This window comes from Brevibacillus sp. FIR094 (assembly GCF_050477165.1).
GTDB lineage: Bacteria > Bacillota > Bacilli > Brevibacillales > Brevibacillaceae > Brevibacillus.
Window position 1 is genome coordinate 151,963 of record NZ_JBEAES010000002.1, and the last position, 25,727, is coordinate 177,689.

28 protein-coding genes and 1 pseudogene are annotated in these 25,727 nt (G+C 47.3%); 2 read left to right on the plus strand and 27 right to left on the minus strand.

The window, feature by feature from the left end; genetic code table 11:
- Nucleotides 1-64: 64 nt before the first annotated feature.
- Nucleotides 65-1,348, plus strand: a complete 1,284-nt coding sequence (locus ACQ5DJ_RS01975; protein WP_429840962.1) for an SLC13 family permease — start codon at nucleotides 65-67, stop codon at nucleotides 1,346-1,348.
- A gap of 12 nt (nucleotides 1,349-1,360) precedes the next feature.
- Nucleotides 1,361-1,636, plus strand: a complete 276-nt coding sequence (locus tag ACQ5DJ_RS01980; RefSeq protein ID WP_429840963.1) for a hypothetical protein — start codon at nucleotides 1,361-1,363, stop codon at nucleotides 1,634-1,636.
- A gap of 40 nt (nucleotides 1,637-1,676) precedes the next feature.
- Here the strand turns inward: ACQ5DJ_RS01980 and ACQ5DJ_RS01985 are convergent, their stop codons facing one another.
- From ACQ5DJ_RS01985 to spoIIAA, 27 genes and pseudogenes are all read right to left on the minus strand, one after another.
- Entirely contained in the window at nucleotides 1,677-2,807 is a 1,131-nt protein-coding gene (locus tag ACQ5DJ_RS01985) for an HAD family hydrolase (protein ID WP_429840964.1), read from the minus strand.
- 14 nt (nucleotides 2,808-2,821) lie between these two features.
- A pseudogene (locus ACQ5DJ_RS01990) lies at nucleotides 2,822-4,605 on the minus strand (ATP-binding protein).
- A 1-nt stretch (nucleotide 4,606) separates the two neighbouring features.
- Nucleotides 4,607-5,323, minus strand: coding sequence for a response regulator transcription factor (locus ACQ5DJ_RS01995; protein WP_012686105.1), 717 nt, complete (start codon nucleotides 5,321-5,323; stop codon nucleotides 4,607-4,609).
- An 88-nt stretch (nucleotides 5,324-5,411) separates the two neighbouring features.
- Nucleotides 5,412-6,641 (minus strand): c-type cytochrome biogenesis protein CcsB, encoded by a 1,230-nt coding sequence (ccsB, locus tag ACQ5DJ_RS02000; protein WP_429840965.1) that lies wholly within the window; start codon nucleotides 6,639-6,641, stop codon nucleotides 5,412-5,414.
- A 23-nt stretch (nucleotides 6,642-6,664) separates the two neighbouring features.
- Nucleotides 6,665-8,299, minus strand: a complete 1,635-nt coding sequence (resB, locus tag ACQ5DJ_RS02005; RefSeq protein WP_429840966.1) for a cytochrome c biogenesis protein ResB — start codon at nucleotides 8,297-8,299, stop codon at nucleotides 6,665-6,667.
- A 13-nt stretch (nucleotides 8,300-8,312) separates the two neighbouring features.
- Nucleotides 8,313-8,837 carry a thiol-disulfide oxidoreductase ResA gene (gene resA / locus ACQ5DJ_RS02010; protein ID WP_376898559.1) on the minus strand — a complete coding sequence of 175 codons (525 nt, stop codon included), beginning with the start codon at nucleotides 8,835-8,837 and terminating at the stop codon, nucleotides 8,313-8,315.
- 108 nt (nucleotides 8,838-8,945) lie between these two features.
- Nucleotides 8,946-9,695 (minus strand): pseudouridine synthase, encoded by a 750-nt coding sequence (locus tag ACQ5DJ_RS02015; RefSeq protein ID WP_429840967.1) that lies wholly within the window; start codon nucleotides 9,693-9,695, stop codon nucleotides 8,946-8,948.
- 115 nt (nucleotides 9,696-9,810) lie between these two features.
- Nucleotides 9,811-10,344, minus strand: a complete 534-nt coding sequence (locus ACQ5DJ_RS02020; protein WP_429840968.1) for a spore maturation protein — start codon at nucleotides 10,342-10,344, stop codon at nucleotides 9,811-9,813.
- Nucleotides 10,345-10,355: 11 nt separating this feature from the next.
- Nucleotides 10,356-10,946, minus strand: coding sequence for a nucleoside recognition domain-containing protein (locus ACQ5DJ_RS02025; RefSeq protein ID WP_429840969.1), 591 nt, complete (start codon nucleotides 10,944-10,946; stop codon nucleotides 10,356-10,358).
- On the minus strand, nucleotides 10,939-12,108 hold the full coding sequence (locus tag ACQ5DJ_RS02030) for a serine hydrolase (protein WP_429840970.1): 1,170 nt from the start codon (nucleotides 12,106-12,108) through the stop codon (nucleotides 10,939-10,941). The genes ACQ5DJ_RS02025 and ACQ5DJ_RS02030 overlap by 8 nt, the downstream gene beginning before the upstream one ends.
- Nucleotides 12,109-12,252: 144 nt before the next feature.
- The gene (gene scpB, locus ACQ5DJ_RS02035; RefSeq protein ID WP_429840971.1) at nucleotides 12,253-12,837 is read right to left on the minus strand and encodes an SMC-Scp complex subunit ScpB; all 585 of its coding nucleotides are present in this window, start codon (nucleotides 12,835-12,837) and stop codon (nucleotides 12,253-12,255) included.
- Nucleotides 12,827-13,591: a segregation/condensation protein A gene (locus ACQ5DJ_RS02040; RefSeq protein ID WP_392428763.1), complete on the minus strand. Its 765-nt coding sequence runs from the start codon at nucleotides 13,589-13,591 to the stop codon at nucleotides 12,827-12,829. The genes scpB and ACQ5DJ_RS02040 overlap by 11 nt, the downstream gene beginning before the upstream one ends.
- A 19-nt stretch (nucleotides 13,592-13,610) precedes the next feature.
- The gene (locus tag ACQ5DJ_RS02045) at nucleotides 13,611-14,279 is read right to left on the minus strand and encodes a site-2 protease family protein (protein WP_392428764.1); all 669 of its coding nucleotides are present in this window, start codon (nucleotides 14,277-14,279) and stop codon (nucleotides 13,611-13,613) included.
- 183 nt (nucleotides 14,280-14,462) lie between these two features.
- Complete coding sequence (locus tag ACQ5DJ_RS02050; protein ID WP_144616096.1) at nucleotides 14,463-14,891, minus strand: peptidylprolyl isomerase; 429 nt, start codon at nucleotides 14,889-14,891, stop codon at nucleotides 14,463-14,465.
- A 67-nt stretch (nucleotides 14,892-14,958) separates the two neighbouring features.
- Complete coding sequence (locus tag ACQ5DJ_RS02055) at nucleotides 14,959-15,522, minus strand: GGDEF domain-containing protein (RefSeq protein WP_429840972.1); 564 nt, start codon at nucleotides 15,520-15,522, stop codon at nucleotides 14,959-14,961.
- The gene (locus ACQ5DJ_RS02060) at nucleotides 15,477-17,231 is read right to left on the minus strand and encodes an EAL domain-containing protein (RefSeq protein ID WP_429840973.1); all 1,755 of its coding nucleotides are present in this window, start codon (nucleotides 17,229-17,231) and stop codon (nucleotides 15,477-15,479) included. Before ACQ5DJ_RS02060 ends, ACQ5DJ_RS02055 begins: the two co-directional genes overlap by 46 nt.
- 124 nt (nucleotides 17,232-17,355) lie before the next feature.
- Nucleotides 17,356-18,678: a diaminopimelate decarboxylase gene (gene lysA, locus ACQ5DJ_RS02065; RefSeq protein WP_429840974.1), complete on the minus strand. Its 1,323-nt coding sequence runs from the start codon at nucleotides 18,676-18,678 to the stop codon at nucleotides 17,356-17,358.
- A gap of 179 nt (nucleotides 18,679-18,857) precedes the next feature.
- Nucleotides 18,858-20,327: a spore germination protein gene (locus ACQ5DJ_RS02070; protein WP_429840975.1), complete on the minus strand. Its 1,470-nt coding sequence runs from the start codon at nucleotides 20,325-20,327 to the stop codon at nucleotides 18,858-18,860.
- Nucleotides 20,281-20,895 carry a stage V sporulation protein AE gene (locus ACQ5DJ_RS02075; RefSeq protein ID WP_429840976.1) on the minus strand — a complete coding sequence of 205 codons (615 nt, stop codon included), beginning with the start codon at nucleotides 20,893-20,895 and terminating at the stop codon, nucleotides 20,281-20,283. The genes ACQ5DJ_RS02070 and ACQ5DJ_RS02075 overlap by 47 nt, the downstream gene beginning before the upstream one ends.
- 29 nt (nucleotides 20,896-20,924) lie before the next feature.
- On the minus strand, nucleotides 20,925-21,275 hold the full coding sequence (spoVAE, locus tag ACQ5DJ_RS02080) for a stage V sporulation protein AE (RefSeq protein WP_007724093.1): 351 nt from the start codon (nucleotides 21,273-21,275) through the stop codon (nucleotides 20,925-20,927).
- Nucleotides 21,275-22,300: a stage V sporulation protein AD gene (spoVAD, locus tag ACQ5DJ_RS02085; RefSeq protein ID WP_429840977.1), complete on the minus strand. Its 1,026-nt coding sequence runs from the start codon at nucleotides 22,298-22,300 to the stop codon at nucleotides 21,275-21,277. The genes spoVAE and spoVAD overlap by 1 nt, the downstream gene beginning before the upstream one ends.
- Nucleotides 22,301-22,313: 13 nt before the next feature.
- Nucleotides 22,314-22,799: a stage V sporulation protein AC gene (gene spoVAC / locus ACQ5DJ_RS02090; protein ID WP_392428769.1), complete on the minus strand. Its 486-nt coding sequence runs from the start codon at nucleotides 22,797-22,799 to the stop codon at nucleotides 22,314-22,316.
- An 81-nt stretch (nucleotides 22,800-22,880) separates the two neighbouring features.
- Nucleotides 22,881-23,300: a stage V sporulation protein AB gene (locus ACQ5DJ_RS02095; protein WP_017248056.1), complete on the minus strand. Its 420-nt coding sequence runs from the start codon at nucleotides 23,298-23,300 to the stop codon at nucleotides 22,881-22,883.
- Nucleotides 23,297-23,911 carry a stage V sporulation protein AA gene (locus ACQ5DJ_RS02100; protein WP_429840978.1) on the minus strand — a complete coding sequence of 205 codons (615 nt, stop codon included), beginning with the start codon at nucleotides 23,909-23,911 and terminating at the stop codon, nucleotides 23,297-23,299. Before ACQ5DJ_RS02100 ends, ACQ5DJ_RS02095 begins: the two co-directional genes overlap by 4 nt.
- A 193-nt stretch (nucleotides 23,912-24,104) precedes the next feature.
- Nucleotides 24,105-24,860 carry an RNA polymerase sporulation sigma factor SigF gene (gene sigF / locus ACQ5DJ_RS02105; RefSeq protein ID WP_007724105.1) on the minus strand — a complete coding sequence of 252 codons (756 nt, stop codon included), beginning with the start codon at nucleotides 24,858-24,860 and terminating at the stop codon, nucleotides 24,105-24,107.
- A gap of 11 nt (nucleotides 24,861-24,871) precedes the next feature.
- Complete coding sequence (gene spoIIAB, locus ACQ5DJ_RS02110; RefSeq protein ID WP_048032581.1) at nucleotides 24,872-25,321, minus strand: anti-sigma F factor; 450 nt, start codon at nucleotides 25,319-25,321, stop codon at nucleotides 24,872-24,874.
- The gene (spoIIAA, locus tag ACQ5DJ_RS02115; protein WP_007724108.1) at nucleotides 25,321-25,671 is read right to left on the minus strand and encodes an anti-sigma F factor antagonist; all 351 of its coding nucleotides are present in this window, start codon (nucleotides 25,669-25,671) and stop codon (nucleotides 25,321-25,323) included. Before spoIIAA ends, spoIIAB begins: the two co-directional genes overlap by 1 nt.
- Nucleotides 25,672-25,727: the final 56 nt, after the last annotated feature.

Here is a 25,727-nt window from a genome sequence, read left to right on the forward strand (position 1 = left end):
CCCTTATTTTGGTTAGCGCTATAATGGGACAAGATAATTCTATACATCTTGGAAGGAGCTTCTTATGACGAACCAGGCATTATTCGCTATTGCTATCTTTTTAGTTACCTATGCATTTATTATTAGCGAAAAGTTACATCGAACCATCGTCGCCATGTCCGGCGGAATTCTTATGGTCTTGTTCGGGATCGTTACACAAGAACAAGCAATTCACCATATCGACTTTAACACGCTCGGTCTACTCATTGGGATGATGATCTTGGTTGCCATAACGGCGCAGACCGGCGTTTTCAAGTATGTGGCCATCCGTGCGGCAAAGGTCGCAAAGGGCCAACCGATTCGCATCCTCGTCTACCTGAGCTTGATCACGGCCGTTGCCTCCGCCTTTTTGGACAACGTTACCACTGTCCTTCTCATCGTACCTGTGACGTTTAGCATCGCCCGCCAGCTCGAGCTCAATCCGATTCCTTTTTTAATCAGTGAGATTATCGCTTCTAATGCCGGAGGAACGGCTACATTGATCGGTGATCCACCGAATATCATGATTGGCAGTTCTGTACCGGAGCTTGATTTTATGAAGTTTCTTGTGAACTTGAGCCCAATAATCATCGTGATTATGGCTGTAACCGTTGTTTGCTTGGTCTTGATTTATCGCAAGCAGTTAGTAACGTCACCTGAGTTAAGTGCAAAAATCATGCAGTTAAATGAGCGCGATGAAATTACCGACAGCCGTTTATTGAAAAAGTCTTTGACGGTGATGGGGTTAACCATTATTGGTTTCATGCTCCATGGGGCCCTTCATTTGGAGTCGGCAACTATCGCTTTAACTGGAGCTTTTCTTTTGCTCCTCCTTACTGGAGAGCATTATTTAGAAGACGCGATCAGCAAAGTCGAGTGGAATACGATTTTCTTCTTCATCGGTTTGTTTGTTCTCGTCTCTGGTTTAGTGGAAACAGGCGTGATCAAAAAGCTCGCAACAGAAGCAATGAATCTGACGGGTGGAGATCCATTGAAGACCTCCCTATTGATCCTCTGGTTGAGTGCAATCGCTTCTGCCTTTGTTGACAATATCCCGTTCGTTGCCACCATGATTCCGATGATCAAGGAAATGGGAGCCCTCGGGATCACCAACCTGGAGCCTCTTTGGTGGAGCCTTGCACTCGGGGCGTGCTTAGGAGGAAACGGTACCTTGATTGGCGCGAGTGCCAACGTGATTGTAGCTGGCTTGGCCTCAAAGGAAGGATATCATATCGGCTTTTTCAGCTTTATGAAGGTCGCCTTTCCGTTGATGATTATCTCTATCATGATTGCTCATCTCTACGTTTACCTGCGCTATTTTATTTGGTGAGGAGGAATCCTTTTGTTTCATTACACCTATGATGAAAAAGAAATCGAGATAAAGGAAATTGTTTCAGAGCAGGGCGCTTCTTTCCAATTCATCGTCAAAACCGAATCAATGCGAGAGCGTGTGAAAGAAGTTCGCCGTTATTTTGAAGGGAACAAAGACTATACGGATGTCATGTTTTTTTCTCGTGAAGACGGTTCTTTTGAAGTAATCGTTAGGACGGACATGATTGAATCCTTTTTGATTGATGCCTTTCGTTTCAAATGTTTACAATCGATTTGTTGGGAATAAAAAAACTCCGCCGTTTCTACATACGGCGGAGTTTTTTTATCTACAGAATGGAAAGGATATCGCGAACATCATCCAGAATATAATCTGCTTTTTCCTCTTCAAACTTGCTGCGCGCGTCTTGACCAGACAGTCCAGTCAATGTCGCTGCAAACTTGCAACCGATGGAGCGAGCCGCTAGAAAATCTGCGAGTGAATCGCCTACGATCAGCACCTCTTCTCCATTTTCGATTGGCAATGAAAAATGGACAGCATCGCTAATCGGTGCATCGAGTCCGAGCAATCCTTTTACATAGGAGTAAGGATGTGGCTTGGACATCGGCGCAAAGCTAGGAAACTCTTCTTCCGCATCGAGCACGTGAGAGGCAGTTACGACGCGGTTCGGGTCGAACCATTCCAATATGTTCATCTCACTGAGGGGAACATGCGTCTCGATGGTAGGGCGCCCTGTTCCAATCCCCAGTGTGTATCCTTTTTCTTTTAACGTGCGGAACAACTCGACCATTTCTGCAGGTGGTACAATCGGAATCTCGTCTGACAAGAAGCCCTTCTTGCCTGGCTGCATGGTTTCACGGCCAATTGATGCCGCCACGCGCTCATCACCGAGATACCATTCTTGAAACGTCTTTTGAATCAGCTGCCAAAGATCACTATTGCGAGAGAACATTTCTGTTGAAACACTGCAACGCTCTTTTGCAATTTGATTCAAGTAGAGCAGCATGTCTGCTTTTTGTGCGGAACCTTTGGCAAAATCAGCGGTGAACGCTGCGTAGTCTACTTGGAAATCAGGAGCATAAGTGGCTGCCCACTCTTTCACTTTTGCCAGTTGCGGTCGATCAATTTGTTCGCTGAGAAGGCTCGTTGCTTCTGGCACTTGCGTTTTAACCGCTTCAATTAAACGAATCAACTGGTAGGAAAACGCGAGGAAAACCATGTCCCAGTTGGAGTTGATTCCACGTGACTTGATGAAATTCAGCACTTCATCATGAGCGAAAACTTGCTCGCGCACTCGTCTGATTTGCGCTTCTTCTGGAGCAGGTGAGAATTCCTCCCCTGCAAGCCCCACATACTGCTGGCTATACAAAAATTCCCACACTGTCAATGCAGAAGCATCAAAGTAACGCTCTTCACTCAACATAACCCCATCAACATCAAATAAGATCGTTTTGATCATTTCTCTCTACACTCCTATTTGTTTTTATGCAGCATCATGGCGATTGTAAAAGTCGTTCCCTCACCCAGTTTACTTTGCACACTGATGGTACCCCCGTGTGCCTCGACAAGGTTTTTCGCGATGGCTAGTCCAAGGCCAGTTCCACCTAGTCGTCCACGCGTGCGAGCCTTGTCTGCTTTATAGAATCGCTCAAAAACAAACGGTAAATCTTCTTGCGGAATACCACTGCCTGTATCGCTTATCTCAACCAGCAACGTTTTATCTCCGCGAGCACGTATGGTGACGCTTCCCCCACTTGGCGTATGGCGCAGTGCGTTATCGATCAAGTTCGTTAACACTTGCTCCATGCGATCAGGATCCATAAACACATGGGTGTGCATCGTCGATACTTCAGGAAGAGATGGATTTCGCGTTCTCTCGCCAAATTGGTAAATTTACGTTGAATACGCTCCAAATACGGACGCAGTTCCATCGTCTCCTGGAACAATTCAACATGCCCCGCTTCCATCCGTGCCAAGCTAAGCAATTCATTCACCAGCTTGGTCATACGCGCTGACTCGTCATAGATGATCTGCGCTAATTCTTTATGCTCTTCCGGTGTAGCCACGATATCGTCCACAATCGCTTCACTGTATCCTTGCAACATGGATAAAGGTGTTCGCAGCTCATGTGATACGTTAGCCACAAAATCGTTACGCATCTTATCCAGCTTACGCTCCTGTGTGATGTCCCGAAGAACTGCAACAGCTCCACGGATTTGATCCCGATCATTCAAAGGCACCATGACAACGGACCATATCCGCCCTTGAACAGGGATATCCTCTGTCACTTCCTGTCCGGTTTGCAAAACCCGCTGATAGAACAAGAACAGCGGCACAGGCTCATCCGAATGCTCAAAATCCCAATCTCGCAGGAATCGTTCTGCTGGAGGATTCGTTACAGCCAGCTTGCCGCTCGCATCTATCATCACAACACCATCTACCATGCTTCTAAGAACGCTCGCCAGCTGCTCCTTCTCTTTGGACAGTGCATCGACTAACTGATTGAGCTTGCTTGCCATCGTGTTAAACGAAGCCGCCAGTTCACCTGTTTCGTCCTGGGTCCTAATCGGGATTTCAGCATGAAAGTCCCCTTCCGCTATGCGATGCGCCGTTTCTTTCATCTGACGTAATGGAATCGTAAGACGCGATGAGAGGAAAAAGGCGAATACAGTGGTAGAGACGAATCCGATGACTCCAACCACAAAGATTAAAAATCTGACTTCACTAACCGTATCGTCAAAATCTTCAATCGCCTGATACATGACCACTGCACCCGTTTTCCCTGCTGCTATTTCTAAAGGCACAGCGACCGCAAGCATTTCATGCTTGTTGTTCGTGTGATCAGCGGAATTCTCCACATTAATATAAATCGTTTTGGGAGCAGGATGCTTACCTGCCAGCGCATCAGGCAAACGCAAGGCAGGATTTTGGAGCAATTGCTCTACTGGAATACGCGGGAGCCCAGCCCCCTCGCTCATACCGACTTGCTTGCCTGTTTCATCGAGAATGACCATGCCCGTATGATGGACCAAGCCAAACCTGGAAGCCATCTCCATAGCTGCTGTCATATCCGGACTCTGCGCTAAACCGATTGCGATGCCATCTGCCAGATCGTGCAAATTCTTGGACTGCCGATTGCTATAAAAGCTGTCAAAGGATTGAACAAGCAACAAGCTGAAGATCGTCAAGACGAGAGCAAATAAGGCAATAATGGTCATCCATAGCTTTCCGACTACACTGCGAAAAATAACGTCCACTTTACTTAGGCACCTCTAGCTTGTATCCGACGCCCCAAACCGTGGCGATCATATTGGCAGCTTGCGGAGAAACACGGTTCAATTTTTCGCGGAGACGCTTGATATGCGTGTCCACCGTGCGCAAATCGCCAAAGAACTCGTAGTGCCACACATCTTTTAACAATTCTTCACGCGTAAACACTTTATCCGGCGACAATGCCAGGTAGTGCAATAGCTCATACTCTTTTGGAGTCAGGCTCACCTCTTGGCCACTTGCGATGACTTTGTGTGCATCGTGGTCAATGGTCAATTCCGGGAAAACAAGGACAGAATGACTGTTGAATGTCTCTGTCTTCAAATAAGCTGTCGCGGAAGAGCGACGAAGAATCGCTTTTACCCGGTACATGACCTCACGCGGGCTGAACGGTTTCACAACATAATCGTCTACCCCTGCCTCAAACCCGTGAACGCGGTTCGTTTCTTCCCCTTTTGCTGTCAGCATAATAATTGGGGTTGCCTTGAATTCACGAACACGCTGGCATACCTCGATCCCATCCATTCCTGGCAGCATCAGGTCGAGCAAAATGATATCATAGTCGCTTCCCACAGCCATTTCGACTGCTTGCTCTCCATTATCTGCTTCATCAATCAGGAAGTTTTCTCTTTCCAAGTACATTTTCAGAAGTCTGCGAATGCGCTCTTCATCATCCACTACGAGAATACGTGCCATTTTTTCCATCTGAAACACCTCTTGCTCTCATAATATCGTAAAACCGTTAGAAGATAGTCCAAAAAGCTGGTGGTAAAACCAGCTTTTCGAGGAAATTTTACACCCCAGCGTAGGAGTGCAAACCAGCAATGACCAAGTTGACCACGACCAGTGTAATCAAAATAATGACAAACCCGATAACGGACATCCATGCTGATTTTGCACCGATCCATCCTCTGGATAGACGCAAGTGCAAGTAGGCACTGTAGAAGAGCCAGACGATTAATGCCCATACTTCCTTCGGGTCCCAGCCCCAGAATCGTCCCCATGCCTCTTCTGCCCAAATCATCGCAAAGATAAGGGCCCCGAGGGTAAACACAGGATATCCGATACTGATTGCTCGATAACTGATCTCGTCTAGAAGTTCAGGATCGACACTCTCAACGGACGGCTTGATAGCAGCCCCTAATCGTTTTCGGAAAATCAAACGCAATCCGCCATACAGAATTACCCCTGTAAGGACTGACCACAGCATCGTGTTCAATTTGCGTGCGGCGTCTTTTCCTTCCATCCAGGTAGGTGCCTCAAAGAGTGGTGACATTGGACCTTCCTTGATGATGGTTGAATCAGCAGGAGCAACAATTGCAGGAAGGATGTACTCCACTTTCGGTTTTACCATCTGTCCTGCTGCATTCATTTCTTCCTTTTTCATCTCAAATACCGTCTTTTGATCCATCCGAGCAAACGTAGAATCCATCAAAATGAATCCAACGAGCATCAGGACCACAGCCAGCACGATCTCCAGCCATTTCGTACTTTTCGTCGAAATATGCTGCGGAACGGTACGGATCAAATACATCAGACCCGCTGCAAAACCAACCGCCAAAATTCCTTCACCCAGTGCAGCAGTCGTCACGTGAATATGCAGCCAGTAGCTCTGCAAAGACGGAATCAATGGAGTGATTTCCTTCGGAAACACGTACGAGTACGCGAGCATGATAACCCCAAGCGGAAGGACGAACGCTCCAATCGAGGTCAGCTTGTAGATCCGGTAAATAATTAAGTAGGCCAGGATAATACAGTAATCCAAGAATGCCATAAACTCAAACATGTTACTCGTCGGGCTATGGCCGCCGGCAATCCAGCGAGCCATCACATACCCCGTTTGCGCCACAAAACCGATAACGGCTAACCAATACGCAATCCGTCCAAAGCGCTCTTCATGTTTCTTGGGATCACGCCCTGCCCAATTTTTACCCGTCACGGCTACAGCGAAGACGATAGACGAGATGACGTAGAGCAGGAACGCGATATCCAGTAACCAGTCACTCAGTTGAATGAGCTGCACGTTGTTTGTCCCCCTTTGAAGCTTTAGGCCTTGGCCTGCGTTTTATCTTCTATCGTGACAGGGAGCTCCGCTTGTTTAACCAGCCCATTTACTTCTCTGCGAAGACCGAACCAGTTTTTATTCGTGTGAGCTGCTACCAAGATACTTCCCTCTTGCGTCTGTACCCAAACCCGACGATGTTGCCAGAACATCCCGATTACAACGCCCGCAAGGAAAATGAATGAACCGAAATAAATCAGTGGCAATGCTTTGTCCACCCGTACATTCAGCCCTGCAATATCGATTAAATCAGGCATTTTGATGTCGAGTCCGTAACGCGGATCATTTTTCTGTGTAAGAATGGTTCCTTCTAGATAAACCACTTTTTCGTTATGCTTGCCATTCTCACCAATGATTTCTAACGCTACCATCGGATTTTTAGGCAAATTGGTCTTCGTCGCTGGCTTCCCGTCTTTTCCCATTATAAAATCGGGGAAGTAATCCAAAATCCGCACCGTGTACCCATCCGCAATGGTTTGCTCGGGCTGTGGATTGTACAGATCAATTTTAATAAGGCCGATCTCTTTTTTATTGTTTTTCAAATCGACCAATGTAAAATTGAGCGCTCCAAGCTGCATCTCTTGCACGCCGCTCTGATAAATGTAGAGGCTGTCCTGCTCCATCGGATGATTCACGACGATCGGCCCCTTCTGTATTTCTACCAAATCCGGCTTTTTCCCTGGAACGTCAGCACTTTTATTTTCATACAAAATGGCCTCTGTCTGGTAGCTCTTCACAATGGCGCCGCCCTTAAGCTCCAGTTGCTCCGGCATTTCTTCATTCGACCAATACTCTGTCGTGTAGTTCTCGTTTTTTATGTAGTAAGGGGTATTCGGAATCGCCATTGTTTGTCCTTCACGCACCCAGACATACTCGTCCAAGTAAAAGCCCGGCAGGCTTCGCATCAGGGTACCGACCAAAAACAAGATCAATCCAATGTGATTAATGTAAGGACCCCAACGGCTAAAACGGCCTTTTTCAGCCATAATGGCTCGTTCCGTGCGGAAAATGCGGTATCCTTTTTCTTTCAAGGCCAGAGCGGAGGCGTCCAGTATCGCTTCCTGATTGGCTTCTGGAGCAAGCTCACCTTCTGCAAACAGCTTTTGCCCTTTCAGAAAGGACTTGTGCTGGTTCAATCTTGGCTTCTTTAACGCTTTATAAAGCGGTACTACGCGGTCCAGACTACAGATAACCAGAGACGTACCGAGCATAACCAGAAGCGTCACAAACCACCAGGACGAGTACATATTGTGAAATCCAAGGCCGTAGAAAATCGTTCCCATCGTTCCATATGTTTCCGTATAAAAACGGGCAACATCTGCATCAGTTGGTACGGGAACCGGTATGTACATTTGTTGCGGAAAGATAGTTCCGACAGCAGATGCCACCAAAATGACAATAATGATACCGATTGCAATTTTGACCGAAGAAAAAAAGTTCCAGACTCGATCGATTACCTTCGTCTTATTCGTTTGAGAACGTCTTGCCATTCCTTCATAACGCATGTCAGGAAACGATGTCTGCTCGTGGACTTCCACATTCAAAGGCTTCCCGCAAGACTCACAGAGCAGCGTCCCAACCGGGTTGGTATGACCGCATTCGCATTTTCTCTGATCCATCGTTGCTCCTCACTTACGGCAAGATTTTTGTTATTTTTGACTCAATCATCGCTTCATCTAACTGCCCGATGAAAATTTCTTGCACTTCTCCATCTGGGTCGATGAAAAAGGTCGTCGGAATCGGACCGATTCGATACAGCTTTGTAATTTGCGATTGGCGATCGAGCAAAATAGGGAAGTCAATCCCGAACTGCTTCACAAATGGTTCTACGGCAACTGGCGATTCTCCGATATTGACGCCGACTACAACCAATCCCTTGTCTTTAAACTTCGTGTATTGCTGTTGTAATGCCGGCATTTCTTCCTTACAGGGTTCACACCAGGTGCCCCAGAAATTGAGGATAACGCCCTTTCCTTTCAAACTTTCCAGAGTCAGCTCTGGTCCATTCAGTTGCTCCAAACTAAAATTCGGAGCATCGCTTCCTACTTTCACAGCACCGGGGTCCTTCACAAAGCTGGAATAGAGTGCAAAGACCAGCGCTACAAGCAAAACACCCAATACCGCGATCCTGACATATGTACGATTGCTTTTGTTCATGACGCCATACTCCCATCTACTGCTAATAAATTGCATCCTTTTCCCATTCTATTATAGCGTTCCTAGTTTTTCCGACAGCGCACAACTTATGAACAGATTTTGAACGAATCAATGTTTCGACCGCGAACTGCGTTTCTTCTGAACCAATCCCCGCTTCAAGCACTCCACTTCCTCTTGAGTGAGCTTGCGAAATTCGCCCGGCTTTAGCCCATCTAATGTGAGAAACCCTAAACGGATTCGCTCCAATGTTAACACCGGATGACCGATTGCCTCACACATTCTGCGCACTTGGCGGTTTCGTCCTTCATGGATGGTCAGTTCTACCAATGCCCTTTGGCTGCTTGACTCTGTCTTCAACAATTTGGACTGACCGGGAGAAGTCATGCCGTCTTCCAAACGAATGCCGGTTGCTAGCTTTCGCACTTCGTCCTGACTAGGGATTCCCTTTACCCATGCCCGATACACTTTATCGATTTCATAGCTTGGATGTGCCAGCCTGTTGGCGAGCTCCCCGTCGTTCGTCAAGAGCAGCAAACCGGAAGTATCGTAATCCAAGCGACCTACTGGATATACCCGTTCTTTAATTCCCTTCAACAGATCGATCACTACTCGTCTGCCGCGTGGGTCTGTGACGCTCGTAATGACACCAGTAGGCTTGTACAGCAAAAGATAGACATGTTGCTCCAGCTTAACCTGCTGTCCATTCACCACAATTTTGTCCTTGAGCGGATCGACTTTTATTCCCTGCTCTCGTACGACTTGGCCATTTACCTGCACCTTGCCTTGCGCAATCAATTCTTCACAATGGCGACGAGAGGCGACTCCAGCATGCGCCAATACTTTCTGTAAACGTTCCATCGTTGGTTCACCTCTACAACATCATACCCATTCTTACTAGTGTGGACAAGAAAAAGGGAAAAACTTCCCCATATCCATAAGGAAGTTTTCACTGCCTACGCTATTTGAACTCTTTTTAAGCGAAAAAGTAGGAGACAATGAGCAGCGAGAATATGACACCAGCCAGGTCCGACCACAAGCCTACCTTTAGCGCATAAGCAGAATTGCGAATGCCAACTGCGCCAAAATAAACGGTTAGGACATACAGTGTCGTATCTGTGCTCCCTTGCATAGTAGCTGCCAATCTGCCTAAAAAAGAATCGGGACCGTACTGCGCGATCAGATCAGTTGCAATCGCAAGTGAGCCTGTTCCCGTCAACGGACGAAGCAACGCCAATGGGACCAGTTCTTCCGGAAAATGCAACAGGTCAAGAAGCGGTTTGAGCGCGCGAAGCAGTAAATCCAATGCTCCTGACTCCCGAAACATACTCACCGCGACCATCATGGCGATCAGGTGCGGGAGTATGCGAATCGTAGTGGTTAAGCCACCTTTTGCTCCATCTACAAACGTCTCGTAGACGGGGACTTGTTTTCGCCACCCATACAACAAGACAAAGGCAATCGTAACGGGAATGGCCCAAAGAGAGAGCAGGGATACCCATTGGTACATAAGGACTCCCCCTATCTGTGTCTTCGTATATGCCGATAGCGATACATGCGATCAATCAACAGGGCGACAATGGTGGCAGCAAAGGAAGATAATAGCGTTGTACCTACGATTTCTACGGGGTTCACGGAGCCATACTGCATGCGGATCGCGATCATCGTCGTAGGAATAATCGTAATGCTCGCCGTATTGATCGCCAGTAGCGTACACATGGCAGGCGAAGCGTTTTGCTTATCTGAATTTAGCTTTTGGAGCTCCTCCATGGCTTTCAGCCCCATGGGAGTTGCTGCATTACCCAGCCCGAGTAAGTTTGCACTCATATTTGAGAGGATGTATCCCATAGCAGGATGCCCTTTTGGTACATCGGGAAAAAGGACTTGGATGATCGGTGACAATACCCGTGCCAATAGCTCAAGGAGTCCTGACTTTTCTGCAATCCGCATCATTCCCATCCAAAAGGCGAGAACACTGAGAAGACCTAGACTAACGGTTACTCCCGTCTTAGCTCCCTCAAACGCTGCTGCGTTAATTGCTTCCATCCGCCCCGTCATGGCGGCAACGACAATGCTAATGACTATGAGACCGAGCCAGATGACATTAAGCACTCCACAGCCCCCCTGACACGATGTCCCAAAATGGCTGCCACATTGAGCGTGAAGCTTGCGGAGCTGCTAAAGTCGGCGCATCCACACTAACTAGCAACGGAACCTGCCCAATCATCTTCTCCTTTAAATAGAGTTGAAGAAACCCTGCCAGTTGGCCATTCATCTTCGTGGTAACCGTTGATTCACCCATAACGACACGCTTGTGAATCCCATCTGCCTCTGCCGTTTGCAACGGATATTGAAAAGCGTTTGTTGTGACAAGATGAGTTCCTGTTTCAAATGTGACTGGCGTGTCAGGCTTTACCTCCTGCCCTTTCTTGACCAGCTCTTGTAGCGGATAATTCGCAAAGCCCCAGTCCATCAGCTTGGAGGAGTCGTTCCAGTCATCAGAAGCATTCAGAGTAATCGTCGCCAACTGCCTTCCATCCCTTGTAGCAGAGGAAGCCAGGCAGCGCTTCGCGAGTTTTGTATATCCCGTTTTCACACCGTCAGCACCGTTGTATAGGTGAAGCATCTTGTTTTTGTTGAGTAGACGCCGGTCCCACTGCTCGCCTTCCCATGATATATCCTTGACTTTCGTTGAGACGATTTGACGAAACACCGGATTATGTAAGGCATAGGCGGACAGCTTTGCCATATCTTCCGCGGTGGAGTAATGCTGGTTACTGTCATCTAACCCATGCGGATTGGTGAAATTCGTATGCTCCATTCCAATCATCGCAGCTTTTTCATTCATCAAGTAAGTGAATCCAGGCACTGACCCTCCGATGTGCGTTGCGATGGTGACGGCCGCGTCATTGCCAGATCGCAGCATCAAACCATACAGCAGTTCTTCAAGCGTGAGCTTCTCCCCATTTTTCAAGTAGATCGATGAGCCTTCTACGCCTACTGCTTGTGGCGGTACCGTTACCTGTGCATCCAACTTGCCCATCTCGATCGCTACGATTGCTGTCATCGTTTTTGTCAGGCTCGCGATCCTCATTTTTTTCGTACCGTTTTTGGAATAAAGAATCCGCCCACTCTCTACATCGATAAGCGCTGCACCTTCTGCTGACAAGCTAGGTGGAGCTGCAGCCGCTTTTACCATCGCTGCCGGCGTAAGTGCCATCTGTATAAAAAGAAAAACGACGAGTACGCCGGACAGATATTTTCGTATGCTCATAAACGTCCTCCCCATTTGAAAACTTGGGCTCAACCCTGCCTATTAGGCAAGAGAAAAGCCGTCGTTATACCACAATACACAGGTTTGTACCATAGTATATGGGGACGAGTCGTATGATAGTACGAAAAACTGTCCGGGCTGTAACTAGTCGTTTGTCGGTTCTTCTGCTTTTCCGAATAGCGCTGATGCTTCCAGTCGCGCTTCTTCAATATCAAGATTGACTGGTGGTTCTGGCAAATCGCCCAGTTCCCGTAAACCAAAATGCTCCAAAAATTCTTTGGTGGTCGCGTACAAAATGGGGCGTCCGATCCCCTCTGCTCTCCCCGCTTCGCGAATGAGATGTTTGGATAAGAGGGTGTTCAGTGCTTTTTCGCATTTAACGCCACGGATTTCTTCAATCTCCGAACGGGTCAGGGGCTGCTTGTACGCAATAATGGCGAGAGTCTCCAGTGCTGCTTGGGATAGCGTTGACTGACCTGGTGATGTTGCTAGCCGTTCAAAATAGGGCACATGCTCGGGCAGAGTGGTCAGCTGATACGCTTTTGCCACTTCCACGATTTGAATACCGCGTCCTGCCCGGCGGAAGTCAGCTTTCATGTCTTCGATCAAGTCGATGACCTCTTCTTCCGACACCTCAGTGATTTCACTGATTTCTTTGGCATCGATTCCTTCATCACCCGAGATGAACAGCAAGCCCTCGATTACGCCTTTCAGCTTGTCATAGTCCATCGGTATGGGCTCCTTCCGTTCCGTTTTCACATATGATGATGTCTTGGAACAATTGATTTTGTACACACGTAATGTGCTTAGCCTTCATGAGCTCAAGCAAGGCGAGAAAGGTAGTTACAATCTCTGTGCGCGTCGCACCTTGGGAAAACAACTCAGAAAAGCGAACCATCCCACCGCTGCGTACCGCTTGTCGTATCTCCGTCATTCGATCCTTGATGGAGATTTCGTCGCGCGACACCTTGGTCATCGGTTCTTTTTCTTTCGTTTTCTTCACCAGCTTTTCCAGCGCGTTGATCAAATCGTAAAGGGACACATTCGTTACGGTATGATCATCTTCACGCGCATAAGGTGACAAATTCTCTGCGGGACGCGTGAAAACTTGATTACGACCGATCTCCATTTCCCGCAAGTTCTCGGCAAGCATCTTGTAGCGCTTGTACTCCAACAGACGCGCAACCAGCTCTTCACGCGGGTCTATCTCGTCTACATCCATATCGAGGAACTGCTGAAAGACATGCTCCTCCTTTTTGGGTAACAGCATCTTGCTTTTAATAGAGAGGAGCGTAGCCGCCATGACTACGAACTCACTGGCCACATCCAGTTGGAGCTCTTGCATCTTGTCAATCGTCGCGAGGTATTGCTCCGTAATTTCCGCTATCGGTATGTCGTAGATGTCCACCTCAGCCTTGTCGATCAGATGGAGCAACAGATCGAGTGGTCCCTCAAAAGAATCAAGTTTGATGCTGTAAGCCAAAAGACGTCCCTCGTTTCCGTTAGATGAACACGCTTAAGATACTATTTCCAATTTGTTGAACCCATGCTAGTGCAATCCCATGGGGAATACCAAAAATGATTGTGCTAACCCCCGGAATAAAGATCAGTAATAGGAGAATCCACGGCCCGTAGACTTCATAATTGTAAAACTTTCCATCCCAACTCCGTGGAGACAAAAATCGTAGTATTTTGTAACCGTCCAATGGCGGAATCGGCAAAAGGTTGAAGATAAAAAGAGCTGTATTGATCAAAACAGAAAAACGTAGTGTCAAATCAATTGCATAAGCCACTTTTTCTTGCATTCCAACCAGTACTCCGGAATTAATTACTACGAAATACACCATGTAAAACAATACCGCGAGAATCAGGTTAATTAATGGACCTGCAAATGAAACGTAAACAATCCCTAATCGCTTGTTCCCACGGAAATGCAGTGGGTTGATCGGCACTGGTCTTGCCCAACCAAATGGACCAAACAGAATGAGAATCAAACCAAACGGATCAATATGCGGGATTGGATTTAATGTTAAGCGACCCTCCGATTTCGCCGTATTGTCACCCAGCTTCCAGGCAACAAAGGCATGCGCCCATTCATGCAAAGTGAAAGCGATAACGAACGCAATTAAGCGAAACGGTACCGTTTTCCATTCAAAATGAAAAAGATCCATTGCTTCCTCCAATCATGCGAGTTCAAAAAGTCATCTTTTTGAACAACCCCATATAAAAATCTCCTATCTTCTAGCATACCAGCAGATAGATAGGCTTACAACCCCATTCCAGCTTGACCCAGTATGCATCCTGACGAAAAAACACCGACAAGGTATCCCTCATCGGTGTTCATGAAACTTCTATTATCCTACGTTTACTGTACCCATCTTATCGCCTTGTTTGATTGCATCAATGTGTTCCAGACCGGAAGTGACGCGACCAAATACTGTATGTACGCCATCGAGGTGAGGGAAAGCATCATACAAGATGAAGAATTGGCTTCCGCCTGTGTCTTTTCCTGCGTGTGCCATGGACAGGTAACCGCGCAGATGCTTGTGTGGGTTTCCTTTTGTTTCACATTTGATTGTGTAACCAGGACCGCCTGTACCTGTTCCGTAAGGGCAACCGCCTTGTGCTACGAAGCCAGGGATAACGCGGTGGAAAGACAGACCATTGTAGAAGCCTTCGTTCGCCAATTTCTCAAAGTTTGCTACTGTACCCGGAGCTTCTTGATCGAACAATTCCAGCTCGATTTGGTTACCATTTTCCATGGTGATGAGCGCCTTTTTCATATGTTGACCTCCATACCTTGTAAAGTTAACGTACCCATTCTACCATGGAGATCGATTGACGTCCAATTTATCCCTCGATGCGGATCTGCTCTTCGCCAGGCAGCTCACAGTCGGTAATAAAAACAGTTCCTACCTTCGCCTTTGCCACCATTTTCACATACGCTGCCTTCTCTGCAACTTGTTCCGCACTGGTGTACTTCCCTGCATATAGGACGACACCTGCCATCGACATCGAGAGCTCCTGACCGTCCCCCATTCTACGCTTTTCATAAATGTCCGAAAAGTACGGCGTAAACGCATCCATGATAAACAGGACGACATCATTCGCACATTGTGCTGTCGTAATCAGGATAAAATCATCTCCACCAATATGCCCAATGAAGTCAGACCCGCTTCCGTACCATTTCGAGGCTTCCCGCAACAAGTTCGCAGTTCGAACGATAATCTGATCCCCCACTTCAAACCCGTAGCGGTCGTTAAACCATTTGAAACGGTCGAGATCACAGTAGATGACCACCTGATGATCATTCCGTTTCAGCCGTTGATTCAATTCCCTTTCAATCTGCACATTCCCCGGCAATCCTGTCAGCGGATTGGCAGAGCTCGCCAGCTCGAGTTTGATGGAAGCCATTTTGTCCAACAGCTTCTGCACGGTAACGATACCGATGTACTCGCCATTCTCATCAATGATAATGACCACATCATACAATGATAAGCATCTCTGGCCATCGCCCGCTTCGCTACCTCATCCAACTTGTCGTCTTTGGTAGCTTTGAGCGGGTTCGTATTCATGATTTGAGAAACGGGCCTTTCATAATACAGTGCGATTCCGTATTGACCACCGAGAATTTGATACAGGGAAAAACGCATGACAAGTCCAACCGGTATGCTGTTCTCCAGCACTACCACGCTTTCAATCCGTTGATTTTGTTCGAAAATCTCATGGATGCGTCTTACTTTCACATGTTTTTCAACACTGATTGTTTTCGCCAAGATTTCCGTCATAGCCGGAGTAGGCAGCATTGGTTTTGCTTCTTGCTCAATCCGCTTTTCCATCGTAATCCGCAGGAAGTTCATAGCCGTTCCACATAGCTGCGCCATCCCTTTGTCCGGCTTGCCTAAATAGTAACCCTGGCCATAGATGACACCGACCTCCATGAGCGTTTCCAGCTCACGCTCCGTCTCGATCCCTTCTGCTATGATTTTGCAGTTTACTTTGTCAGCAAAGGATACGAATGTTTCCAACAACGCCTGCTTAATCGGATCGACATCGATATTGCGGATCAATGACATATCGAGCTTAATAAAGTCTGGGTAGATTTCTGTAATCGATTCCAAGCTGGAATACCCTGCACCCGCATCATCTACGGCAATCATATAGCCCTGCTTGCGGTATTCCTCGATGATTTTTCGAAAAGCAGTGTAATTCGTAATCGCGTGGCGCTCTGTAATTTCAAAGACAATGTTTTGTGGCGTCAGCTCATACTCTGCCAAAAGCATCTGCACCTTCCCACGCAATAGAAACGGATCGTCAATCGCCCTAGGGTCCAAATTGATGAACAATTTTTCATGCGGTTTCAGGTAGCTTATATGCTCCAATGCCCGTTTGCGACATATATGCTCCAAACGAAACACCGTATCCGTCTCTTGCGCATAATTGAACAAAGCAGCAGGAGTTGCAAAGAGGCTGTTGACTGGCCCTCGCGCCAACGCCTCCCATCCTAAAGCTTCGCCATTTGGCAAATGAATGATCGGCATGAAGTGCATCTGAACGTTTTCTTCTGCAAGCAGCTTGTGAAATTGTCTGATGTTCGTATATTTTTCTGAGGTAATCCCATATTTGGCCATATGAACAGCATGTTTGACAGAGGTATACATCTCTTTCACGATATCTTCTCCGATGATTTCCGCATACCCGATATGGACACGAAGCTCCTCGCGATTGACGAAGCTCACTTGTCGATTTAACTGTCGTTCAGCCAACTCCTGAAAATGAATCGAGAGCATTTGACAGTCTTCCTCACTCATCATTTTTGAAAAGGAAGTGTAGATCGCAAAATCATCGCCCCACAGCTTTTGAATCGCGATGATTCTCCCTTTGATTTCAAATGCTTGACGAGCTACTGCTGGCAAAATGCTTTCAAATATATGAAGTACTCTCTTGGCACTCGTATCGCCATAGCGATTCTCTACCTCTGTCAGCTTGACGATATCTATATAAAACATGACGACTTTCTTCTCTCTCTCCACTTCTTGCCGAATCATCGCCTTCATCCATTGACGTTTATCCAATGAAATATAGGGTATTCGTCGAAACCGCTTCATAAGAGTCGACAACATGATGAATCGCTCCCCCTCACCCTTCCATTATGCCGAGCAAACATTAAGCAATCATGAATGGGAGATGAAGGAAATACAAAACCTTCCCAAACGATCGGGAAGGTTTGTGCATTTTTTATGAAGTTTAGCGCATAAGCTGCGCGCGTTTTGGCAAAACATCGTGACCGACTACTTCTGCGTACGTTTCGCGTCGTACGACCACTTCTGCTTCTCCATCCTTGACAAATACAACAGCAGGACGAGCGATCCGGTTATAGTTGTTCGCCATCGAATATCCATATGCACCTGTGCTTGGGACTGCGAGAATATCACCCGCCTGCGCTTCTGGCAGCTTTACATCCCAGATGAGCATATCACCTGACTCACAGCACTTCCCTGCAATGGAAACCACCTCTGTAGTAGGTGCATTCATTTTGTTCGCAATCGCTGCTTCATATTCTGCATCGTACAAAGCTGGTCGCAGATTGTCTGTCATGCCACCATCGACCGCAATATATTTCCGGACATTTGGAATGTTCTTTTGCGATCCAATTCGGTACAAGGTTGTCCCTGAATCCCCTACAATACTCCGACCTGGCTCGATCCAGATATCAGGTAGAGGAATCTCCAGCGCTGTGAGCTCTTGGCGAACGATATCTGTAATAGCTTTGATATACGTGTCCGCTGGCTGCGGTGTATCGCCTTCTACATACCGAATACCGAAGCCTCCTCCTACATTTAGTACTTCCGGCAGGAATCCAAGCTTTCCTTTTGCTTCGCCCAACAGTTCTGTCAATCGTTTGACAGCGACGAGGAAACCTTCTGTTTCAAATATTTGTGAACCAATATGGCTATGAACTCCTAATAAATGGAGATGATTGCTTTCGTGAGAGAATTGAATCGCCTCAAGAGCCTGGCCGTTTTGCACGTCAAAGCCAAACTTGGAGTCGATCTGTCCTGTAGAAATGTATTCATGCGTATGAGCTTCTACACCCGGTGTGACACGCAAGAGAACGGAGACTTTTTCGTTCCGCTCTTCGGCCAATTGCGCCAAGATGTGCAACTCATAAAAGTTGTCCACAACGAAACAGCCAATTTTGGCGTCTAGTGCCATGATTAACTCATCACGAGATTTGTTGTTGCCATGGAAATGGATGCGTTCTACGGGGAATCCAGCTTGCAGAGCCGTATACAATTCGCCACCAGATACTACATCAAGTGACAAGCCTTCCTCTTCAACCAACTTGCACATCGCCATCGTGCAAAAAGCTTTGCTCGCGTAAGCAACCTGGAAGGAAAAACCCGTATTGTGAAACGCATTGACAAATTCCCGGCATTTGGTGCGAATTTGTTGTTCGTCATACACATATAAAGGTGTTCCGTAAGCAGCAGCTAACTGTGTCGTATCACAGCCTCCGATTTCCAAGTTTCCTTGTTCATTCACTCGACTTGTCCCGTGTAAGTACATGTTTCGTTTCCTCCCCAATGCATTCGCACCGATGATGTATATAGACAACCTGTTATAGAGAAAGGCAACCAACGAGGAGCGTCAGTTGCCATACAGAAACTTTTGTTCGTAAGGCTTCCCTACAATTTACTACAAGGTTGTGCGTTTGACAATGGGTGAAGCCAACCGTTTTCAGAATATTATTGCCGAGAGGAATTTTGCGCGCGAACGATACTTGGCCTGTTGTTTTTGCTTGGCACAGCCAGTCGTACCACAATATCCTTCATCCCTTTGTAGTTGAATGGAATGAACGGCCATAAGTAAGGCGTATTGAGCGAACGGGTGGAAGCCAAGAAAATAAGGATGATCGTAAGTCCGATCATCAGACCCGGCGTAGAGAAAAAGCCCACCATGAGAATTAGAAACAAACGAATCAGTCGATTGGCCAAGCCCAGCTCATAACTGGGAGTCGCATACATCCCGATTGCCGCCACTGCCAGATACAAGATAACCTCAGGTGCAAGGAGTCCTACCTTGATCGCCACATCCCCGACTAGAATCGCGGCCAATAAACCTACGGCAATCGAGAGCGGCGCTGGCGTATGAATGGCGGCCATCCGCATCAAGTCCAGTCCAACCTCAGCGATCACGAATTGTGCCAAAATAGGAATGCTCCCCATCTTTTTGATCCCCATGAAGTGAAGTGGCTCCGGTATCATGGTAGGGTGCATGACTAAGAGCAACCAGATCGGCAAAACAAAAACTGAAGCAAAGATTCCCAAAAAGCGAACCCAGCGCAGATAAGCACCGATTACTGGTGTTTGTCGATACTCCTCCGCATGCTGTACATGATGAAAATAAGTGGCGGGTGTGATCATGACACTCGGCGAAGTATCCACATAAATCAGTACGTGACCTTCTAATAGATGTACAGCGGCTACATCGGGACGCTCTGTGTATCGAACCAGAGGGAAGGGGTTCAACGTTTTTCCTATGATAAATTCTTCGACGGTTTTTTCTGCCATCGGTATCCCGTCAATCTGGATATTTTGTAGACGCTCTTTCAACGTATGGATCAGCTCTTCATTCGCCACATCATGCAAGTAGGCAACGGCAACATCTGTCTTTGTCCGCTCTCCAATCTGCATGATTTCGAATCGGAGCCGTTCGTCACGAATCCTTCGACGCGTAAGAGTCGTATTGGTTACGAGTACTTCTGTAAAGCCGTCATGCGCCCCGCGGACGATTCTCTCCGTATCTGGCTCCTGCGGTGTGCGATTCGGCAGGATTTTTGCATCGAGAATAATGGCGTGGGGAGATCGGTCAATAATCAGACCTACTTGACCTACGAGCAATTTATCAATAAATTCGTCAGTCGTTTCTACCTTGCTCAGTTGGTAGAAAGGGATGAATTTGTGAAACAAATGGTCGAAAGCGTTATCAGCCAGATCCCGCTCACGCACATCGTTCAGCTCACGCATGATCTGCGAAATCAGTAAGCTTTCTGCGAAGCCATTTATGTAATACAACAACATTCGTGTATGACCCACATAAAAATCATGAACCCCAATATCAAAGCTCTTACCAACACCGAGTCTGTCGTTCAAATACCTCTGATTCTCTTCAAGATAAGTCGAGATGGGATGCCGTTTTTCCGTGACCTGTGTCATGAGCGCCGCTCCTTTCCATTATCCATTGCACCGCTCTCGTTGTGATGGGACAACCGTTTTGCAAACTATCCCTGCCTTCCATTTTGCCTATATCTCCAATGCCGATGACATTTGGTATATGCAGGGAATTCAAGATGTCTACGGTATCTCCATAAATATGATGTTGAAGTTGCTCGTCTGCGTACCCGTCCTTGTCCACCGCTTCATCTACAATTTGTCCTTGGTTGTTTACGGAATAAGAGACCGTCGCTCCCTTGACCCAGTGTGTATTCGAGGCTACTGCAATCGCACCGATTACTTCGATATCAGGATGCTTCACCACGTATTCGAGTGCTCGTTCCCCTCTACCCTTGCCGTAATCTCCATTGTCATCGAACATGACGATGACAGGGTCATATGGTGTCATTTTAATGAGTTCGACCATCTGATTGCCTCGTAATGGAGTCGGATTCCCGGCAGACAGTGATATACATCGACCTCCAAATTGCTTGGCGACATTCTCGATAACTTTTTGGGCAATATGATCTCCGTCTGTCACCAATATGACTTTCCGGCGTACTGTGTCCATGCTGGGTCACCGCCTTTTACTGCCTGGACTTACCCTTTGGGTTTGAAGATGAGTGAGGCAAAAAATCCGAATGCAATCGCGGCCGATATGCCCGCACTTGTGACCTCAAAAATCCCCGTTGCCACACCGATCAACCCATGTTGTTCGGCCTCACTGATGGCTCCGTGATACAAAGAATGACCGAAGCTCGTAATCGGTACAGTTGCACCTGCCCCTGCGAAATCAATAAACTTGTCATACACGCCGATGAAATCGAGAAAAACTCCTGCCACGACCAGCGTACTCATGACATGAGCAGGCGTTAGCTTGCCAACATCCAGAAGGAGTTGACCCACTACACAAACCAATCCTCCTACGACAAAAGCAATCAGGTACTCCATCATTTTCCTCCCTCAAGTGCAACCGCATGGGCGATGCATGGAATCGAATTGCCCTGCTGCGTACTTACCGGGCTTAATAGTGCTCCCGTTGCGCAGACCAACACGTTTTTCAGTAACCCACGGTTGAGCTGATCTATTATGTAGCTATAAGTGACCACTGCACTGCTAGCACAACCGCTCCCGCCTGCAAATACATCCTGATCGGGGGTATATATCATCAATCCGCAATCATTGTAGACTTGATCCATGTCGTATCCTTCTGTCAGCATGAGCTCCTTTAAAATCGGGTACCCGACAGCTGCCAGGTCACCAGTCACGATCAAATCATAGGACTGTGGGGAGCGCCCCGTATCTTGAAAATGCGTCTGAATCGTTGAAGCAGCTGCTGGCGCCATGGCCGTCCCCATATCAAACGGGTCTTTAATCCCCATGTCCACTACTTTCCCCATCGTCGCATACGTTATGCGCGGACCATTTCCCCCTATCCCGACCAATCCAGCGCCGGCTCCTGTCACTGTCCACTGGGCGCTGGGTGGCTTCTGGCCTCCGTATTCCGTGGGGTAACGATACTGCCTTTCTGCTGTGGCATTGTGGCTACTGCAAGCAGCAATCGCCTTGTTTGCATAACCTGCGTTTACCAAAGCTGCCGCATTTGCCAGTGTAAGCATTGAAGTAGAACAAGCTCCGTACATGCCCAAAAGCGGAATCGTCAACTTTTCTGCTGTAAAGTTGGTGGTGATGTTTTGATTCAACAGATCACCCGCAAGAATGATATCCACATCCTTGCCCGTGATCCCCGCCTTTTGCAGCAAGGTGTTGACTGCATCCTCCATCAACTGGCGTTCGGCGTCTTCCCACGTTTGTTGGCCTGCATACATATCATCGTGGATCTTATCAAACAAGTGCGCTAGCGGCCCTTCTCCTTCTTTTGGTCCCACAGCCACTGCCGAGCTTTGCAGGCGAACATCTTGATCGAAGTGCCAGGTTTGCCGATTGACTCGTTTCACTGCTGGTTTGTTTGACATTGACAGCCCTCCCTTAGAAAAGCATGTTGATCAGGCTCTTTAAAATTCCCGCAATGAAAGCAGCAACAACCCCAAATACAATGACCGAACCAGCCAGCTTGAACATATTTCCCCCAACCCCGAGCACCAATCCTTCGCTCCGATGTTCAATGGCAGCAGAAGCGATCGAGTTGGCAAAGCCTGTAACAGGCACAGCTGATCCTGCTCCGGCATACTGCCCGATATTGTCATACACACCTAAACCTGTGAGCAAAACAGATAGAAAGATGAGCGTCGCAACGGTCGGATTACTTGCTGTTTTCTCCGTAAATCCGAAGAAGGTAATATACATATTTTGAATGGCCTGACCCAACAAACATATGGTCCCTCCCACCCAGAAAGCACGAAACGAGTTAAGTAGAACATTTCGTTTGGGCTGGAACTTGGAAGCCTGCTGTTGATACAGCTGTTTGGTCATCTGCATCGATCCGGGGTTTTTGGATTTTGTTTTGGTTGCCATGCCCTTTCACTCCCTTTGTAAGCTTTCTTCCTATATCCTTCCTTTTTCAAAAGATGCCTATGAATAGTGGTATTTACCATTTCACAGATGGAGCAACCATTGTAATAAGGAACCTGTCACTTTCCCCAGCACCACTGCCATCAACAGAAAAAGAAGACTACCGTCCATGTGGATTCGCTTTGCTAATATCGGAAAGACGTTCAGTACCTCAGTTAAGCCTGCGGCGAGTGTTCCCACAAATATCCCTGCAAAGATCCCGTAAAGCGAAGAAACGATAACGGGCAATTGAACACCCCAATGAAAAAAATCAATAAACGTAAAAAAAAGCGCTCCGGCCACCAGAGCCCATTCCAGCGAGCGGATATACCGATGAGCATTCGTTAATTGTGTCAACCTCGGAATGATGTCCAGAACGGTAATAAACGCGACCAGCCCGCTCCCTACTGCAAGCCCTCCACCCAGCCCGATCAATATAAGCAACAAGCACTTGATGACGCTCATTTCTTCGTCCGTTGGTTTTCCTTGTTTTCATTTTGTATGTAGTATTGATCCAGGCTTTGCTGATACATAAACAATTCCACTTCTAGCGGACTAGGTTCCTCATTGATTTTTTTCTGAAAGATATGATTGAAAAACAGAATCATCCCCAAGCCGATTCCGATAGAGTAAGGGATTTGCATCCACAAAGGCTGATGGCTTTTTTCCCCTGTAATCAAATAGTAGATTCGTTCGTGAACCTGCATCATGCTGACATCAGTATGAAAATTCATGATCGCCAATCCTGAGCCAATGAACAACAAAAGCCATACCAATGCCACCAAAATTGGATTCGCTTTCTTACGCGGATTGAGTACTTCCACAATAATTTGGGGTGCACCCTGGACGTCCAGTTCCACGTCAGGATAGACAGAACGCAGCCTTTTAATCACCTGCATAATATCGATAATGATCAAATTGCCATCCGTTGGCTTTGTCTGATAAATGGGCATCCGCTTTAAGGCTTCCTCGCGCTCTCCATCCCAGTAAAGCTGGCAAATGTCCCCAAGCGTAATCATGGCTTGTGGCTGTACGGCCAATCGCTTTCTCAGGCGCAGAAACAACGCGTCTTTCATGGTACCTTCCCCTTCCATCACATACCTGATTATTCGCTAGTATGTGCCGAGCCACAAAACCCATGCAAATAAACGGAAATGATCGTTTATTTTCCGCTCGCACGCGGTCACATTCTGTTTAATGAAACAAAACGAGATGTTTTTCACAAAACAAAACACCCCAGCCACGTAGTGACCGGAGTGTTTGCATCTGTTAATGCTCTATTTGCTCTTTGATCGTTTGTAAAATGCGCTTCTCAAGGCGCGATACCTGCACTTGCGAGATTCCAAGCCTCTCCGCTACCTCTGACTGCGTCTGATCCTTGTAGTAGCGCAGGTAGACAATGAGTTGTTCCCGCTCGCTCAATCGGCTGATCGCATCCTTGAGCGCAATTTTTTCAAACCATTTGTTGACCCCTTCATCCGCAATCTGATCGATCAAAGTAATGGGGTCCCCGTCATTTTCAAAAACCGTTTCATGGATGGAAGAAGGTGCCCGATTCGCTTCTTGCGCAAACACGACTTCTTCTGGCGTAATCCCCACCGCGTCCGCAACCTCAGCAATCGTGGGTGCGCGACCGAATTGCTTGTACAGCTCATCCTTTGTTCGTCGTACCTTATTGGCTGTTTCTTTGAGTGATCGACTTACCTTGACTGTACCGTCATCACGTAAGAAGCGTTGAATTTCTCCGATAATCATCGGCACAGCATAGGTTGAGAATCGAACATCATAAGAGAGATCAAACTTGTCTACGGCTTTCAAAAGGCCAATACAACCGATCTGAAACAAATCATCCGCTTCGTATCCACGGTTGATAAAGCGCTGGACGACGGACCAGACCAGTCGAATATTGCTGTTGACTAAAAGCTCTCGGGCCTCAGTGTCGCCAGCTTGGCTTTTGGCGATTAGCTCTTTTACTTGGTCATTGGTCAGAAATGGTTGACTCGCGTTTTTGATATCGGCACCCATAGGCACTACCCCTAATTTTGCAAGGCTTTGGCAAACGCTAGGCGTTTGGTGAGGCGCACAGTTGTTCCTTTACCCACAACCGTTGCCACTTCCAAAGAATCCATGAAATTCTCCATAATCGTAAAGCCCATCCCAGAGCGCTCAAGCTCCGGTTTCGTCGTATAGAGTGGCTGCATAGCCTGCTCCACATCCTCAATTCCACGTCCATTGTCTTCTACAATCAGATCAACGCTGTCCTCTTGAATTCGCACAGAGATCTGTACCACACCCTCTGGATTTTCGTCATAACCATGAATAATGGCATTGGTAACAGCCTCGGATATAACGGTTTTGATTTCTTCCAGCTCGTCCATCGTAATATCGAGTTGAGAAATGAAGGCTGCGACTGCTACACGTGCGAATGCTTCATTTTGGCTCAATGCTGCAAACGACACTGACATAAAGTTACGTTGTACCATCATTACGCCACCCCCAAAACATGCAAAGCATCCGCTTCGTTTTCGCGAAACTTGATCACCTTGAATAACCCGGACATCTCAAATATTCGATAGATCGTAGGATTGATCGAGCAGACGTACATTTCTCCAGATCGGGCAGAAATCTGCTTGTATCTTCCCAATATAACCCCGATACCAGAGCTGTCCATAAACGTCAAATCAGCCAGACTCAGCACAATATGCCGTATAGTAGAGGTACGCAAAAGATCATCCGCCTTCTTCCGCAACTCCTCTGCCGTATGATGATCCAGCTCACCCTGCAAACGGATCACCAGCACATCCTGCCGTGTCTCCATCGCAACTCGTAAACTCATAGCTGACACACTCCTTCTCCCTTGATAGAAACTCTCTTTCTTCCTCGACGAAACCA

Coding starts and splice junctions, on each gene's coding strand:
- ACQ5DJ_RS01975 (WP_429840962.1), top strand. CDS start 65: ATGACGAACCAGGCATTATTCGCTATTGCTATCTTTTTAGTTACCTAT.
- ACQ5DJ_RS01985 (WP_429840964.1), bottom strand. CDS start 2,807: ATGATCAAAACGATCTTATTTGATGTTGATGGGGTTATGTTGAGTGAA.
- ACQ5DJ_RS01995 (WP_012686105.1), bottom strand. CDS start 5,323: ATGGAAAAAATGGCACGTATTCTCGTAGTGGATGATGAAGAGCGCATT.
- resB (WP_429840966.1), bottom strand. CDS start 8,299: ATGGATCAGAGAAAATGCGAATGCGGTCATACCAACCCGGTTGGGACG.
- resA (WP_376898559.1), bottom strand. CDS start 8,837: ATGAACAAAAGCAATCGTACATATGTCAGGATCGCGGTATTGGGTGTT.
- ACQ5DJ_RS02015 (WP_429840967.1), bottom strand. CDS start 9,695: ATGGAACGTTTACAGAAAGTATTGGCGCATGCTGGAGTCGCCTCTCGT.
- ACQ5DJ_RS02020 (WP_429840968.1), bottom strand. CDS start 10,344: ATGTACCAATGGGTATCCCTGCTCTCTCTTTGGGCCATTCCCGTTACG.
- ACQ5DJ_RS02030 (WP_429840970.1), bottom strand. CDS start 12,108: ATGAGCATACGAAAATATCTGTCCGGCGTACTCGTCGTTTTTCTTTTT.
- scpB (WP_429840971.1), bottom strand. CDS start 12,837: ATGGACTATGACAAGCTGAAAGGCGTAATCGAGGGCTTGCTGTTCATC.
- ACQ5DJ_RS02045 (WP_392428764.1), bottom strand. CDS start 14,279: ATGGATCTTTTTCATTTTGAATGGAAAACGGTACCGTTTCGCTTAATT.
- ACQ5DJ_RS02050 (WP_144616096.1), bottom strand. CDS start 14,891: ATGAAAAAGGCGCTCATCACCATGGAAAATGGTAACCAAATCGAGCTG.
- ACQ5DJ_RS02055 (WP_429840972.1), bottom strand. CDS start 15,522: ATGGCTTCCATCAAACTCGAGCTGGCGAGCTCTGCCAATCCGCTGACA.
- ACQ5DJ_RS02060 (WP_429840973.1), bottom strand. CDS start 17,231: ATGTTGTCGACTCTTATGAAGCGGTTTCGACGAATACCCTATATTTCA.
- lysA (WP_429840974.1), bottom strand. CDS start 18,678: ATGTACTTACACGGGACAAGTCGAGTGAATGAACAAGGAAACTTGGAA.
- ACQ5DJ_RS02070 (WP_429840975.1), bottom strand. CDS start 20,327: ATGACACAGGTCACGGAAAAACGGCATCCCATCTCGACTTATCTTGAA.
- ACQ5DJ_RS02075 (WP_429840976.1), bottom strand. CDS start 20,895: ATGGACACAGTACGCCGGAAAGTCATATTGGTGACAGACGGAGATCAT.
- spoVAE (WP_007724093.1), bottom strand. CDS start 21,275: ATGGAGTACCTGATTGCTTTTGTCGTAGGAGGATTGGTTTGTGTAGTG.
- spoVAD (WP_429840977.1), bottom strand. CDS start 22,300: ATGTCAAACAAACCAGCAGTGAAACGAGTCAATCGGCAAACCTGGCAC.
- spoVAC (WP_392428769.1), bottom strand. CDS start 22,799: ATGGCAACCAAAACAAAATCCAAAAACCCCGGATCGATGCAGATGACC.
- ACQ5DJ_RS02095 (WP_017248056.1), bottom strand. CDS start 23,300: ATGAGCGTCATCAAGTGCTTGTTGCTTATATTGATCGGGCTGGGTGGA.
- ACQ5DJ_RS02100 (WP_429840978.1), bottom strand. CDS start 23,911: ATGAAAGACGCGTTGTTTCTGCGCCTGAGAAAGCGATTGGCCGTACAG.
- sigF (WP_007724105.1), bottom strand. CDS start 24,860: ATGGGTGCCGATATCAAAAACGCGAGTCAACCATTTCTGACCAATGAC.
- spoIIAB (WP_048032581.1), bottom strand. CDS start 25,321: ATGATGGTACAACGTAACTTTATGTCAGTGTCGTTTGCAGCATTGAGC.
- spoIIAA (WP_007724108.1), bottom strand. CDS start 25,671: ATGAGTTTACGAGTTGCGATGGAGACACGGCAGGATGTGCTGGTGATC.